A 13,943-nucleotide genomic window follows, 5' to 3' on the forward strand; every position below is an offset into this window, starting at 1 on the left:
GATGTTGCTTTTGTTGCAGGCCGGATAAGGGGTTAGCCGTTATCCGGCAAGCGCGTTTATCGTTCTTCGTTTACCCAGATGCGCATCTCCCCCTCTCCACGGTTAGCCCAGCTAAACCACGGAATGAAGGTCAGCGTCTGCGGCGTACTACTGGCGGGCGTCTGGTCATAGCGCCACAAAGGCTGCTGCGTGGCATCGGCCGTGGTGTGTTTTACCCCCTGCGTCTGTATCAGCATCTTGTGGGCAAAAATGCCTTTGCCTTCAAAGACAGTGAACTGCGCATCCGGCGACAGCCACAGGTTATGCAACTCTTCCCCGTTATCCGCCTGCTCCAGGCAATAAACCAGCGGACCGCGCTGCACCGCTACTTTGCCTGCTACATGGCGCAGCAGCGGGTTGCCGTAAACACGGCGCACCGGCATCGGCAGCGTCAGCGTGAGGGTATCGCCCTCCTGCCAGCGACGCTGAATGTGCAGATAGCCTTTGCGGATATCCTGCGCAACGTCCGTGCCGTTAAGCTGTACCTGTGGGCTGGCGCACCAGTCGGGCAGACGCAATGCCAGGGTATGGTCGACCGGCTGAGGGGAATCAATGGTCAGTGTGACCTGCTCCTGCCACGGATAATTACCGCTGATGCGCAGGCGCAGCGTCCGATCGTTGACCGGGATCTCGACGCTGTTGCCAATGTAGAGGTTGATATAGAGCGCATCCTCGCGTGGCGTATAGAGATAATGGCCGAGCGAGGTCAGTACACGGGCGATATTCGGCGGGCAGCAGGCACAGCCAAACCAGCGCTGGCGAACCGGCTTTACATGATCGTATATGTGGTTGAACTTCAGCGATTTCGGATGCACTTCCAGCGGGTTCACGTAGAAGAAATGTTTACCGTCCAGCGCCATGCCGCCGAGCACCGTGTTATATAGCGCGCGTTCCATCACGTCGGCGTACTGGCTGTCGGCCTCCATTTCCAGCATCCGGCGGGCAAACATCATCAGGCCAATCGAGGCGCAGCTTTCAGCATAGACGGTGTCGTTCGGCAGGTCGTAATCGCTGCTGAATGCCTCGCCGCTGCTCTGTGAGCCAATGCCACCGGTAATGTATAACTGGCGCTGAGCCATGTTGTTCCACAAACGTAAACAGTCCTGGCGCTTGCCTTCATCCTGACTTAATCGCGCAAGATGAGCCACCCCGGTCATCAGGTAGACAAAACGCACCGCATGACCGATCGCCGTCTGCTGTTCGGCCAGCGGCTGATGCGCCTGGCTGTAGGCCTTGTCTTTGACCATCCATGCAGGGCCGTAGTTGTGCCAGTAGGAGGTGCGCCCACGTTTTTCATATTCGACGTCATAGAAGTGCGGGTGTGTGCCGCGTTGCTCAACGAAATAATTCACCAGCGTCATATAACGTGGTTCCTGGGTGACTTCATAAAGGCGCATTAACGCCAGTTCGATCTCCGGGTGACCGGGGTAGCCGTGAAGCTGATTAACGCCCGGGCCAAACACCGTATCGATATGGTCGGCGAGGCGGCAAACCACCTCCAGCAGGCGGCGCTTGCCGGTGCCCTGGAAGTACGCGACCCCTGCTTCAATCATATGGCCGGCGCAGTAAAGCTCATGGCACTCGGCCAGGTTAGTCCAGCGATCTTCCGGTGCTTTCACCGTGAAGTAAGTGTTGAGGTAACCGTCGTCACACTGGGCGGCGGCGACCAGTTCGATCACCTCGTCGGCGGTCTTTTCCAGCTCTGCGTCAGGCTTTTGACAGAGTGACCAGGCGACTGCTTCCAACCATTTCGCCACATCGCTGTCCTGGAAGACCATGCCGTAAAATTCTCCCTCCTGAAGCCCGGCGGCAATGCGAAAGTTTTCAATCGCATGGCTGGGATCGGCCTCGGCAATTCTGTCGTTCAGCGCATCCCACTGGTAGGGGATAACGACATCACGCACCAGTTGTTGATACTGGCCGAGAAAGGCATCGTTAATTTTCAATTTATGCAGACTGACTTCCATTACAGACTCCTTAAGACTGAACATGACGCTGACGCAAATCGCCGGAAATACGCGCCATCAAGGGATTGTTGAGCTTGCAGGCGCGGATAGAGAACGCCAGTAGCAGGTGGAACAGGGCGGGCAGTAACGTTTCCATCAGGGTGATGCCCTGCAACGATGCGGGGGTCTGATTACCCGCGCCCGGTTGGTAGGCGACGAAGATAAACACCAGACTGATGATCCCCGCACTGGAGGCCCAGGCGAGCTTGATGAAGAACAGGTTGAAGGCGAAGTTCATGCCTGAAGAACGCACGCCGGTTTTCCACTCGCCGTAGTCGTCCGAAAACGCCATTAATGAAAAGTGCAGCGGCAGGGTGAAACCTAAAATTACGCCGTTGCCGAGGATCACCGCCAGCCACATTGTCTGGTGTGCAGGCCCGGCTGGCAGAAACCACATCATTACCGACAGTGCCGCCAGCACCAGGTTGGTGTAGTAGTAGAGTTTCACGGTATCAATGCGCTTCGACAGCGGGTTTACAAGCACCGAGCCGAGAATGGAGGCGAAGGTCACCATGGTGAAGAACAGCGAGGTGTAACCGGTGCTGCCTTCAAGCACATAGGTGATGAAGTACATATAGCCGCCGCCACGAATATTGAACACGTTGATGAGCAGGAATGACATCAGCAGCATCAGCAGCAACTGATCGTTCTTGCGCAGTCCTGCCATATGTTCACGCAGGGTGAATTTGCCCATCATCGCCAACGGCACGCGCTCACGCACCCAGAAGAAGCAGCAGAGGAACATCACCACTGCGATGGCACAGAGCACGCCTACGCCCAGCTGATAACCCTGCGCAGCATTGCCCTGACCCAGCGCGGAGACCAGCCACGGCAGGCCCACTGAGACCAGAAACCCGGCCACACCGCAGAGAACAAAGCGCCAGGACTGGCAGGAGATCACTTCGCTATGGCGGGTGGTCATGGTATTGATTAAGGCGCAGTAGGGCACGTTAATGGCGGTATAACCCACTGACAATAAAAGATAAGTGCCGAAAGCCCAGGCGATTTTCACATTCATACTGGCATCCGGTACGGTGAAGGTCAGCACGCCGATAATGCCGATAGGCAGGGCAATCCACATCTGCCACGGACGAAAACGGCCCCAGCGGCTTTGGGTACGGTCGGCAATGATTCCCATCACCGGGTCGGAAATAGCGTCAAAAATACGTAATGCCATGAACAGCGTGCCGACCAGCGCCGGGGTTAAGCCAAAAATATCGGTATAGAAGAAAGTCAGGAAATTCATGATCAGGCAGGTAATGACTGTTCCGCCTGCATCGCCTAACCCATAGCCTATTTTTTCACGAACGGATAATTTATCGTCCAGCCGGGTTTGCGCCGAATCGGTATTAGAAATTAATGTTGAAGTCATGGAAAACGCCTCACGGTTATTCCAAATAATAAGCCGCTTATTTGCGGATTTTGTTTTGTAGTTTGCAAAGTACCTTATTTATTTTGCATTGAATTCAGCACACAACAAGGGAAGGAAAAAGTACAAAAAGGTGACAATTCCGACCTGATGAAGAAAATGTGATTTCGATCCAGCGTAGGGTGCATTTATCATTAATAATCAATACTAAAAAGAGGTTAACAACACTTTATTAGCGGGAATGAACATATTTATGCTCGAATTATCCATAACACTTCCGATCCGGGTACAAAATGGTGGGCTGTTTATTTCCCGCGGCGTAGGGAGTCATCCATCACGTACGCTCCATTCCTGGGAAGTTATTTTTGTGGAAAAGGGGACATTAACGATTCGTGAAGAGGATAAGGTTTTTACGGTAAACGCCGGTGAGAGTCTTTTACTCTGGCCGCAGCGTCGTCATGTAGGCGTGGGGGAATTTCCGGCGGATTTAAAATTCTATTGGCTGCATTTTGAATTAACGCAGTCGATAGAAAAAACATTACAACACTCGGTATTAGCGTTGCCTCAGCATACGGCTTTAAGCGATCCGCAATATATGACCGGCCTGTTTCGACAGTTTTTACATGAGCAGGAAAATATACATCGCAGCGTAGCGCTGGAGTGTATTTTGCTGCTGATTCTGCAACAGATTTCAGCATCAGCCCTGAGCGAGCAGGCGGCTGACAACCCCGGAATTGCCCTCGCCTGGAAAGCCAGGCAGATGATTGGCACACATTTTCACTTGCCGATTTCGGCCTCAACGCTGGCAAAAGAGTTGCACTGTAATGTGGATTACCTGGGGCGTGTTTACCGTCGTGCTTTTCGTCTGACACTCACCGAAGCCATCCATCGCCAGCGGGTGCGGGCGGCAGAGAAATTGCTGATCAGCGATTCATTATCGCTCAAGGAGGTAGCGGTACAGTGTGGATTTCATGATGTGGGTTACTTCCGCCAGATTTTCCGCAAGCATACCGGCATTACGCCCGCCGCATGGAAGCGCCGGTATTGTAAGGAGCATATTAATTCGGGGTGACGGGTTTGCTCCCTCTCCCTGTGGGCTGAGGAATCCCTGGTAATATTACGTTTTGCAGCGATAACACTGCGTCATGAGAATAAAACAGTCACCGCGATGACTGGGTCCGGCTGAAAATCGACGAAGCGTATCCGTAAGGCCGGGGGAACCCGCAGGGATGCGGGTTCAGGGCGCGCGTTGCAGGGACGCTGCATCGCGCCCGACCCGATAAGCCTGAAGGAATACGCTAAGTGGACCGCGCCAGCGGCGATTTTCCTGGCCGGGAGCCCGGGTCGCCAGGGCGGTGGCGGTGAACCGCCCTGGCACGTTCACGGGTTCTGGCGTGACAGAAAAGCAAGGAACATAAGGTGAACGGAATGACCAACAGAGCCGCATGTTCCCCCTCACCCTACCCCTCTCCCCGGTGGGGCGAGGGGACCGATCGTGCTCGCATTTTTTCTGGAGAGCTCCCAGCCCCGGAGGCGAGGGGGCCGATCGAGCCGGTCTTTCTCCCTCTCCCGTGGGAGAGGGCCGGGGTGAGGGCATCAGGCCGCAGAGGATTACTGCCCGTAATAGGCATTCGCCCCGTGCTTACGCAGATAGTGCTTATCCAACAGCTCAGACTGCATGTCCGGTAGCTGCGGGGCCAGCTGGCGTGAGAACAGGCCCATGTAGGCACACTCTTCCAGCACCACCGCGTTGTGTACCGCATCTGCCGCGTCTTTGCCCCAGGCAAACGGGCCGTGGGAGTGGACCAGCACCGCCGGAACCTGCAACGGGTTCAGATCGCGCGCTTCAAAGGTCTTGATGATCACTTCGCCGGTTTCGTACTCATACTCACCGTTGATCTCCTCAGAGGTCATCAGCCGTGTACACGGAATGGTGCCATAGAAGTAATCGGCGTGCGTTGTGCCCCAGGCAGGCAGGTCGAGGCCAGCCTGCGACCAGATGGTGGCGTGGCGGGAGTGGGTATGGACAATGCCGCCAATCTCCGGGAAGCGACGATACAGCGCCAGGTGCGTCGGCGTATCGGAAGAGGGCTTTTTACTGCCTTCCACGACTTTACCGCTGGCTACCTCCACCACCACCATATCCTCGGCTTTCATCACCTCGTACTCCACGCCGGAGGGTTTGATCACCATCAGACGGCGGGTTTCATCGACCGCACTGACGTTACCCCAGGTGAAGGTAACCAGCCCGTGTGCGGGCAGCGCCAGGTTTGCCGCCAGTACCTCGGCTTTCAGTTGTTCTAACATGCGAATCCTCCTTCCTGCATACGGGCTTCAATCCAGCGACGGGCCTGGATGATCTCCAGCACCGGCTCTTTGGCTTTTTCGGTCCACATCTCAATCAGAAATGCGCCGCGATAATTGAGGTCTTGTAACGTGCTGAAGACGTTCACGAAATCCACACATCCTTCACCGAACGGCACGTCACGGAACTGACCCGGACTGGTTTCGGTCACGGGCTGCGTGTCTTTCAGGTGGATGGCGGCGATACGGTCGATGCCAAGCGCCAGTTCCGCCGGGACGTCGTTGCCCCACGCGCTAAGATTGCCCACATCCGGGTAGACGGTGAACCACGGCGAAGCGAGCATCTCGTCCCACTTCTTCCATTTGGTGATGGAGTTCATAAACGCGGTGTCCATGATCTCCACCGCCAGCATCACCTGCGCGCCTGCCGCCTGTTTCACCGCCCACGCCAGCCCTTCGGTGAAGCGCTGCTGGGTGCCCGCGTCATGCTCTTCGTAATAGACGTCATACCCGGCAAGCTGGATGGTGCGAATACCCAAATCACGCGCCAGCTTGATGGCTTTGGTCATGATGTCGCGGGCGCGTTCACGCACCGCTTCATCACGGCTGCCGAACGGGAAACGGCGGTGTGCGGAAAGGCACATCGACGGAATCGACACATTGGTTTCCAGCATCGCTTCCACTAATGAGGCGCGCTGGGCGGTGGTCCATTCGAGTCGCGAGAGGCGCTCGTCGGTTTCGTCGACGGACATTTCCACGAAGTCGAATCCGCAGCTTTTAGCCAGAACCAGACGCTCCGGCCAGGATAGGTCTTTCGGTAACGCTTTTTCATAAATACCTAATGGATGGTTACGCATGTTCAGGCTCCCCAGATGTCGCGAATGCGCGCATGGAATGCTTCAGCCACCTGCTGCGGATTGGCGGCACCCGAAAGGGCGCGCCCGGCAATAAAGGCTTTCACGTTGATCTCTTTAAACAGCGGCAGGTCGGCGGGGGTGATACCGCCAGTGACGGAAAGCTCAAGACCGATATCCGACAGCGCTTTCATGCGTGCCAGGTCCGCGTCGCCCCACTGCTGGCCGCTGGCCTGGGCATCGCGGCCACGATGATAAATCGCCTGGCGCACGCCGGTGCTGTACCAGTCGTGGGCATCATCAAACGTCCAGTTACCAAAGAGCTCAATCTGAATTTCGCCGCCGCGGGCGGCGGCAACGGCATGGCCTTTCTCGATGGTTGCCAGGGGGGCTGCACAGATGATGGTCATCCAGTTGGCACCGGCGCCCAGCGCCTGCTGGGCCAGGGTTTCACCCGCGTCGGCCACTTTCCAGTCGGCCACGATGATTTTCTCCGGGCACTGGGCGCGTAAGGCACGCACGGCGTTCAGCCCTTCGCTGAGGCAGAGAATGGTGCCGGCTTCCACGATGTCGACGTGGTCTTTTAACAACGCCACGTCGCGCTGGGCGGCAGCAAGGTCGGTGTGGTCGAGCGCCAGTTGCAGTAATGGTCGGCTCATAAAGAGTGCTCCTTAATACGGGCGTGAAAGCCCTGAAGTGCTTCAATTAAAATCTGGTAACGGTGATATTTGCGCTGGTAGGCCGCGTGGGCGTTCATGTCCGGCGTCAGGGTGTGCATCTCGTAATTGAGGGTCTGCTGGGCGTCGGTAAAGCTGGCGTAGACCCCGGTGCCGACGAGGGCGGCGATGGCCGCGCCAAAGCAGCCGGTCTCTTTGACCTGCGGCAGTTCAACGGGCAGGCCGCTGACGTCTGCCAGCATCTGCATCCACACCGGAGAGTGGGCCGGTCCGCCGGTGACGCGCAGGGCACGAACCTCGGTAAAGCGTTCACGCATGCGGTTGAGGTGTGTCATGTGGCTGAACACCACCCCTTCATAGACCGCCTGTAATAAGTGCGCGCGGGTATGTAGCGCCTGCATGCCATAAAAGCCGCTGGTCATGTCCAGCCCGGCATTGCTGCCGTACAGGAACGGCAGGAAGAAGACCTCGCTGGCGGCTTTTGGCAGGCTGTCGACGAGCTGATTGATCTCAGCAAAGCTGATGTCGCCCCACTGCGCGGTCAGCCATTCGAGATTGCCGGACGAGGTGGGGCTGGCTTCGTGCACGATGTACTGTCCGTTGTTAACGTAGCGCCCGTAGACGTAAGGGTGCGATTCGTTATCGCGCAGCCCGTCGGCGATGCCGCTGGTGACCGCCCAGGTCCCCATTACGGCGTTTAGCGTATGTTCATCATCAAGCCCTGCGCAGAGCGCGGTAGAAACCACATCAAACAGACCGCCCACGACGGGCGTGCCCGCCGCGAGACCGGTAATGGCGGCTGCCTGAGAGGTGATTTCACCGCTGATTTGGGATGAGCCCACAATGGGCGGTAGCGCAGCGTTGATTTCGCTGATGCCCAGCCACTGCGTCAGGCAGGGGTCGTACTGCCCGCTGGTCATGTGGTAGAGGTTGGATTCAGAGATATTGCTCTCTTCACACTCCTTCACGCCGGTCAAACACCAGCGCAGATAATCGTGGCCCATCATTACGCAGCCAATTTGCGCGTAACGCTGCGGCTCGTTCTCTTTTACCCAACGCAGCAGCGAGGCCGGGTGGCCGGTCCAGAGGGTCTGGCGCGTTAACGGGTAGAGTTTTTGTGGAATGCCGTCCTGCTGCCAGCGCCTGACGATGTCCAGCGCACGACGATCGGAAGAGAGAATCGCGGTGCCCAGCGGCTGGTCGTTTTTGTCGAGCAAAAACAGCCCCTTGCCCTGAGCGGAAATGCCCACGCCTTTAATTTGCTCACCGCGAATACCGGTGCGTTGCAGCAGGCGGGCAATGGTCGCCGCGCAGTGCTGCCACAGGGCCGTCATGTCACGCTCGGCCCAGCCAGGTTGCGGGCTGAGAGTGCGAACGGACTGGCGTTCAATATCGAATTCTTTGCCCTGGCTGTTGTACAGGCCTGCTTTCAGATAAGTACCGCCACAATCGATACCCAGCCAGAAGGTCTCTTTTTCACTCATCTTTTTTTCCTGTTTTACTCCCTCTCCCACAGGGAGAGCCTGGTTTGCTCCCTCTCCCTGTGGGAGAGGGCTGGGGTGAGGGCATCAGACCGCACCTTGCTTCTGCTCCCTCTCCCTGTGGGAGAGGGCTGGGGTGAGGGCATCACACCGCACGTTTCGGCGCGTTCACCACGCCTACAGACGACGCTTTGGCATCACACTTGGACGGCAGCAGCAGCGCCATCAGCGCAGCAATCGCCAGCGAAATCGCCAGGCAGTAAACGCCTGCATCTTTGCTGTACAGGGTGATCAGCACGCCTACCGCATAGGGGCCGCAGAAGCCGCCGAGGTTGCCCAGGGCGTTGATAACGCCGCGTGCGCCACCGGCCATTTCGGCACTGAACAGGCGGGCTGGAATGGTCCAGAACACACCCGCAGCGGATTGCAGGAAGAAGCCGCACCCGACCAGCGCGGTATAGGAGAGCCAGACGCTCTCTTTGAGCACCACGGAGAGGAACATGCAGGTCGCAAAGCCAATCAGCGGCAGGGAGACGAACAGTTTGCGTTTCCCGGTGCGGTCAGACAGAGAAGAGAACAGGAACATCCCGGCAATGGCACCCACGTACGGCAGGATGGCGAGCATTCCGACCTGGCCCATGCTGGTGTGGGTCAGCTCTTTCAGGATGGTCGGCAGCCACAGGGTGTAGCCGTAAATCCCGGTCTGGTAGAAGAAGTTGAGGGCGATGAGCTGCCACATGGTGCGGTCAGACAGCACGGCGCTCAGCGAGGCATTCACCACGGTTTTACCGGCGATGGCACGCTGCTCGGCGGCGAGGGTTTCCACCAGGTAATTCTTCTCAGCGTCAGAAATCCAGCGGGCCTCCTGCGGACGGTCATAGATGGTCAACACCCACAACACCAGCACGACGAGGGAGAGCAGGCCTTCGATGATGAACAACCAGCGCCAGTCGAGTGCGGTGATGATCCAGCCGGACAGCGGGGCGGTGATGATCCCGGCAATCGGCACGAACATGATGACAATCGCGTTTGCACGGCCACGTTCAGCATCGGGGAACCAGTTACTGATCATGGTGAGGACCACCGGCAGCATGCCACCTTCTGCGACACCGAGCAGGAAGCGCAGGGCCAGCAGTTGGTAGTGGTTGGTAACAAGCCCGGTGAGAACGGAGATCACGGCCCAGGCGACCAACGACCAGCCGATGAATTTTTTACCGCTGCCGTGAACGGCAATTTTTCCGCCCGGCACCTGCAAGAAAAGGTAACCGAGGAAGAAAATACCGCCCGCCAGACCTGCCATGGTCGCAGTGATACCCAGGTCCTGATCCATACCGCCGGGCATCGCAAAGGCGATATTCACACGGTCCATATAAGAAATAATACACGCGATAAGAATGGGGGGAATAATTCTTAACCAGCGCTGGCGCGGAATATCCGCTGATGTAGTGTAAGAGGAAGTGTTCATATTAATCTCTCGTTAAAAGTAACTGGCCTTGCGATTAAATTGACGCTTTATATTTATTGTCTGGCTTTGTTTAACGCGTTAATGCCATCGCGTAATATGGCTATGCGATGATTCGCATCAGCATTAGCATCAATTTCCAGTAACTTAATACCGGCAAACTGTAGTTTTGCTGAGTCAGCCACATTAAATAATTCTTTAGCACTTTCTACCGTGAGCAGGCTTTCCGGGCAGAAAGGAGAGAAGGGCGTGTGCAGGTCAGTCCATTCACCGTACGGCCCTTCAGTGGCGGTGCCGGAAAACATCAGCGCCCCCAATTTTCCAGCGGCTTTCACCGCCTGGGTGTGTACCCGCGGCAGGGTGGTATTGCGCCCTTCGATGGCCGACCGCGCCCAGTTAATACAGATATCAATGTTGTAACCGGCAAGCGTCTCCAGCACGTTTTCCAGTGGCAGAAAACCCTTGCGTGGCGCAGGTTGGTTCATGGCATCACAATGTTCCAGTACGAGTGAGCATGACCAGTCCCAGGCGGCAATCTCTTTGATGGAACGGGCAAACGCATCGGTCGCCTGCGCCACGTTCGCATTGCCGGCCAGCGGTGCCGCCTGCAGTTCAAGGCTGATAACCTTGCCCGCATAACGCTTGTTTACCGCGTTGATTTTGTTAAGTAAATGACGATGGAATTCGACGCATGCCTTGCGCTGTTCTTCATCACTGGAGGCCAGACCGAAGGCCCCATTGCCGCCGCCACGGCGACGCATGGTTTCGGGGATGGCGGTGACCACCATTTCCCACTCCTGCGGCGTATGCTGGAACAACCAGTCATCGCCATAGGGGTGAAAGTGCTCATGGCACGGTTGCTCCAGCCCGCGGATGTGGGGCGTGTCCGCGAGTAAGCGCCAGAATTCCGTCTCTTCTTGTTCGCTCTTTTGATGAAAGGAAGGCGCACAAGGGTATGCACCGATAATATAACCGGCGTCATTTCTTTCCATTTTTCTTCTCCTGTTATTTATCGACTATCGATAAATAAATAACGGATTAATTCAATGCAGAAACCGCAACTTTAACCACTATTTTCCTGATGGCGGTTTCCCGGTGTTTATTACATGCAGGGCGGTGAACGTCCAGCGGGAAAAATATGGCGTAGCTTCCGGGGACCATTTCTATTAAAGATTCATTCTCACAGTCGTGATAAAAAATAATATCCCGCTGCTCAAGTAATTCTTCGCTCACTACGTTATTCCCGGTATCAATAGCCACACCGATCTGTTCTTCACCAGACCAGAGGAACTGAATGTCCAGATAACGGCGGTGTACTTCCGGGCGCAGTTCATCGTGCGGACGGGTGGTCAGGTCGAGGATCTGCGCATAAATCGTGCGTCCTTCAATTTCGACCACCCCGGTCTCCAGCGTGCTGAAGTCCGTGGTGCGCAGAAATTCCAGCGCTTTTTCAATCGCTGCCGGATACCGGCAGGCGTTAGGTTGAGAAATGTGACCATAGATCATGATGATATTCCTTACAGCGCTTTGATTTTTGCCCACACGCTGTCGTCAACGGTGATCCCGTTACGGCGGTTCTCTTCCAGCAGACGGCTAAACTCATGGCCCGGCAGGCGGACAGGCACATCTTCATCGGCACGTTCTGCGGTGGTGATGTAATCCATGATGCGTTGCAGCTTGACATCGCGGCTGGCACCGTCGATCAGTTTGTCTACTTCAATGGCAATGAAGACCTGCGAAATGTTGAATTCATCGCTGTTGTCTTCGGTCACGGCAGCAACGGAAGATCCATCGGAAAGCAGGGTGGCGATCATGTCCAGCACGATGGAGAGGCCAGAACCTTTCCAGTAGCCCATTGGCAGAATGCGGCGGTTTTTCTCAATCGGCGCCGGGTCTTTGGTCAGGTTGCCTTCGTCGTCGAAACCCCCGTCAACCGGTAGCTGGCGACCTGCCAGGCGGTTCACTTCCAGCATGCCGTAGGAGAACATCGACATGGACATGTCCACCATGGTGATCGGCGTGGACGGAATGGCGACGATCAGCGGGTTGGTGCCGATGCGGCACTCTTTGGCACCCCACGGTGGCATCACGGCAATGGAGTTGGTCCAGCAGATACCGATGTAGCCTTTTTCCGCCGCCTGCCAGCCGTAGCTGCCGCCGCGCATCCAGTGGTTGGCGTTACGCACCGCCACCAGACCAATACCGTGGTCGGATGCCAGTTCGATGGCTCGATCCATCATTTTTTTTGCGGTCAGGTTGCCAATGGAACGCTGAGCATCCCACTGTTCAATGGCGCCCAGGGAAGTGATGCGTTTTGGTAACGCGTCGGGAATGATGTCGCCGTTCTCCAGTTGTTGAATAAAGCGCGGGAAACGGTTTACGCCGTGTGAATAGACCCCGGACTCGGTGGTGCGGGCAAACATCTCCGCGCAGGCATCGGCAGTTTCTGCCGCCACACCGCGTGCCAGCAGGACACGGTTAAACTCATTTTTAAGGTCAGAAAAACTCAACAACATACGTTTTCTCCATAACTTCTTCGTTTTACATAGTGGAATCGCATTCCACTAAACAGTGTTGGGTGGCAAAAATGCACCAGCAGGGCCGGTGCGTTTTCCATTTTTGTTTTTTATGACCCCCCGAGAAAAAGGAGGCGCAGTGAGATTATGTGCCCCCTGTCCTGGTGTTGGCGGAGAGCAGTGAATGTGCTTTTAATTTCACTATGCGAAATCTGATTTCAAATATAGCGATCATGATTTCACAAAGCAATCCATGCATATATTTTTGAAATTCAATTAAATCAATGAATTACAAAATTTCTGTTCAGATCGTGAAGTGAAACACACTTTGCGCTACCATCAGGTCGCCACAAAACGGAGAGCGGAAGCGATGAACACAAAAGAGAGTGACACCACGCAGGAAAAAGAGCGGCCGGCAGGAAGCCAGAGCTTGTTTCGCGGCTTGATGTTGATTGAGATATTGAGCAATTACCCGAACGGTTGTCCTCTGGCGCATCTGTCAGAACTGGCCGGGCTAAATAAAAGTACCGTGCACCGATTACTGCAGGGGCTGCAATCCTGTGGCTACGTCACCCCCGCGCCTGCCGCCGGGAGTTACCGGTTGACCACCAAATTTATCGCCGTGGGGCAAAAGGCCCTGACGTCGCTAAATATCATCCATGTTGCGGCACCGCATCTGGAAGCGTTGAACCTCTCCACCGGAGAAACCATCAACTTCTCCAGTCGCGAAGACGACCACGCCATACTGATTTATAAGCTGGAGCCGACCACCGGCATGCTGCGCACCCGCGCGTACATTGGCCAGCATATGCCGCTCTACTGCTCAGCGATGGGCAAGATTTACATGGCGTTTGGTCAGCCCGAGTATGTAAAAGAGTACTGGGAGACGCATCAGGAGCAGATTCAGCCGCTGACGCGCAATACCATTACGGGGCTTCCGGCGATGTACGATGAGCTGGCGCAGATTCGTGAAGGTGTGATGGCGATGGACAGAGAAGAGAATGAGCTGGGTGTGTCCTGTATTGCCGTGCCGGTGTTTGATATTCACCACCGCGTGCCTTATGCCATCTCCATTTCACTCTCAACGTCGCGCTTAAAACAGATCGGCGAGAAAAATCTGCTGAAGCCGCTGCGAGAAACCGCAGAGGCCATCTCCAACGAGCTGGGATTTACGCTGCGGGTGTAGGCAGAACGCCAGATGTGGTTAGGCAGATGACAGATCTGGCAACAACCCT

12 protein-coding genes are annotated in these 13,943 nt (G+C 55.9%); 2 read left to right on the forward strand and 10 right to left on the reverse strand.

From position 1 onward, the window contains the following. Positions 1 to 56: 56 nt before the first annotated feature. The gene (locus ACUY4Q_RS00795) at positions 57 to 2,030 is read right to left on the reverse strand and encodes a glycoside hydrolase family 127 protein (RefSeq protein ID WP_458045261.1); all 1,974 of its coding nucleotides are present in this window, start codon (positions 2,028 to 2,030) and stop codon (positions 57 to 59) included. Next, a complete protein-coding gene (locus tag ACUY4Q_RS00800) occupies positions 2,017 to 3,417 on the reverse strand; it encodes an MFS transporter (protein ID WP_458045262.1) in 1,401 nt (466 codons plus the stop codon). Before ACUY4Q_RS00800 ends, ACUY4Q_RS00795 begins: the two co-directional genes overlap by 14 nt. Positions 3,418 to 3,667: 250 nt before the next feature. Between ACUY4Q_RS00800 and ACUY4Q_RS00805 the strand changes: the two genes are divergently transcribed. Continuing rightward, positions 3,668 to 4,486, forward strand: a complete 819-nt coding sequence (locus tag ACUY4Q_RS00805) for a helix-turn-helix domain-containing protein (RefSeq protein ID WP_458045263.1) — start codon at positions 3,668 to 3,670, stop codon at positions 4,484 to 4,486. A gap of 539 nt (positions 4,487 to 5,025) precedes the next feature. On the opposite strand, the gene araD is transcribed toward ACUY4Q_RS00805, so the two are convergent. The 8 genes from araD to yiaK all read right to left on the reverse strand — a co-directional run bounded on the left by araD (position 5,026) and on the right by yiaK (position 12,708). Further along, a complete protein-coding gene (gene araD / locus ACUY4Q_RS00810; RefSeq protein ID WP_458045264.1) occupies positions 5,026 to 5,721 on the reverse strand; it encodes an L-ribulose-5-phosphate 4-epimerase in 696 nt (231 codons plus the stop codon). After that, positions 5,715 to 6,575 (reverse strand): L-ribulose-5-phosphate 3-epimerase, encoded by an 861-nt coding sequence (locus ACUY4Q_RS00815; protein WP_458045265.1) that lies wholly within the window; start codon positions 6,573 to 6,575, stop codon positions 5,715 to 5,717. Before ACUY4Q_RS00815 ends, araD begins: the two co-directional genes overlap by 7 nt. 2 nt (positions 6,576 to 6,577) lie before the next feature. After that, complete coding sequence (ulaD, locus tag ACUY4Q_RS00820; protein WP_458045266.1) at positions 6,578 to 7,231, reverse strand: 3-keto-L-gulonate-6-phosphate decarboxylase UlaD; 654 nt, start codon at positions 7,229 to 7,231, stop codon at positions 6,578 to 6,580. Then, a complete protein-coding gene (locus ACUY4Q_RS00825; protein WP_458045267.1) occupies positions 7,228 to 8,733 on the reverse strand; it encodes an FGGY-family carbohydrate kinase in 1,506 nt (501 codons plus the stop codon). Before ACUY4Q_RS00825 ends, ulaD begins: the two co-directional genes overlap by 4 nt. A gap of 142 nt (positions 8,734 to 8,875) precedes the next feature. Continuing rightward, the gene (locus ACUY4Q_RS00830; protein ID WP_458045268.1) at positions 8,876 to 10,195 is read right to left on the reverse strand and encodes an MFS transporter; all 1,320 of its coding nucleotides are present in this window, start codon (positions 10,193 to 10,195) and stop codon (positions 8,876 to 8,878) included. Positions 10,196 to 10,248: 53 nt separating this feature from the next. Beyond that, complete coding sequence (locus ACUY4Q_RS00835; protein ID WP_458045269.1) at positions 10,249 to 11,184, reverse strand: DUF4862 family protein; 936 nt, start codon at positions 11,182 to 11,184, stop codon at positions 10,249 to 10,251. A gap of 46 nt (positions 11,185 to 11,230) precedes the next feature. Then, positions 11,231 to 11,698 carry a NanQ anomerase/TabA/YiaL family protein gene (locus ACUY4Q_RS00840; RefSeq protein ID WP_458045270.1) on the reverse strand — a complete coding sequence of 156 codons (468 nt, stop codon included), beginning with the start codon at positions 11,696 to 11,698 and terminating at the stop codon, positions 11,231 to 11,233. Positions 11,699 to 11,709: 11 nt separating this feature from the next. Then, positions 11,710 to 12,708, reverse strand: coding sequence for a 3-dehydro-L-gulonate 2-dehydrogenase (yiaK, locus tag ACUY4Q_RS00845; protein WP_458045271.1), 999 nt, complete (start codon positions 12,706 to 12,708; stop codon positions 11,710 to 11,712). Between the two features lie 370 nt (positions 12,709 to 13,078). Here yiaK and yiaJ point away from each other — a divergent pair, with 370 nt between their 5' ends. After that, entirely contained in the window at positions 13,079 to 13,894 is an 816-nt protein-coding gene (gene yiaJ / locus ACUY4Q_RS00850) for an IclR family transcriptional regulator YiaJ (protein ID WP_458047446.1), read from the forward strand. Positions 13,895 to 13,943 lie beyond the last annotated feature (49 nt).

This window comes from Phytobacter cepae (genome assembly GCF_054165735.1).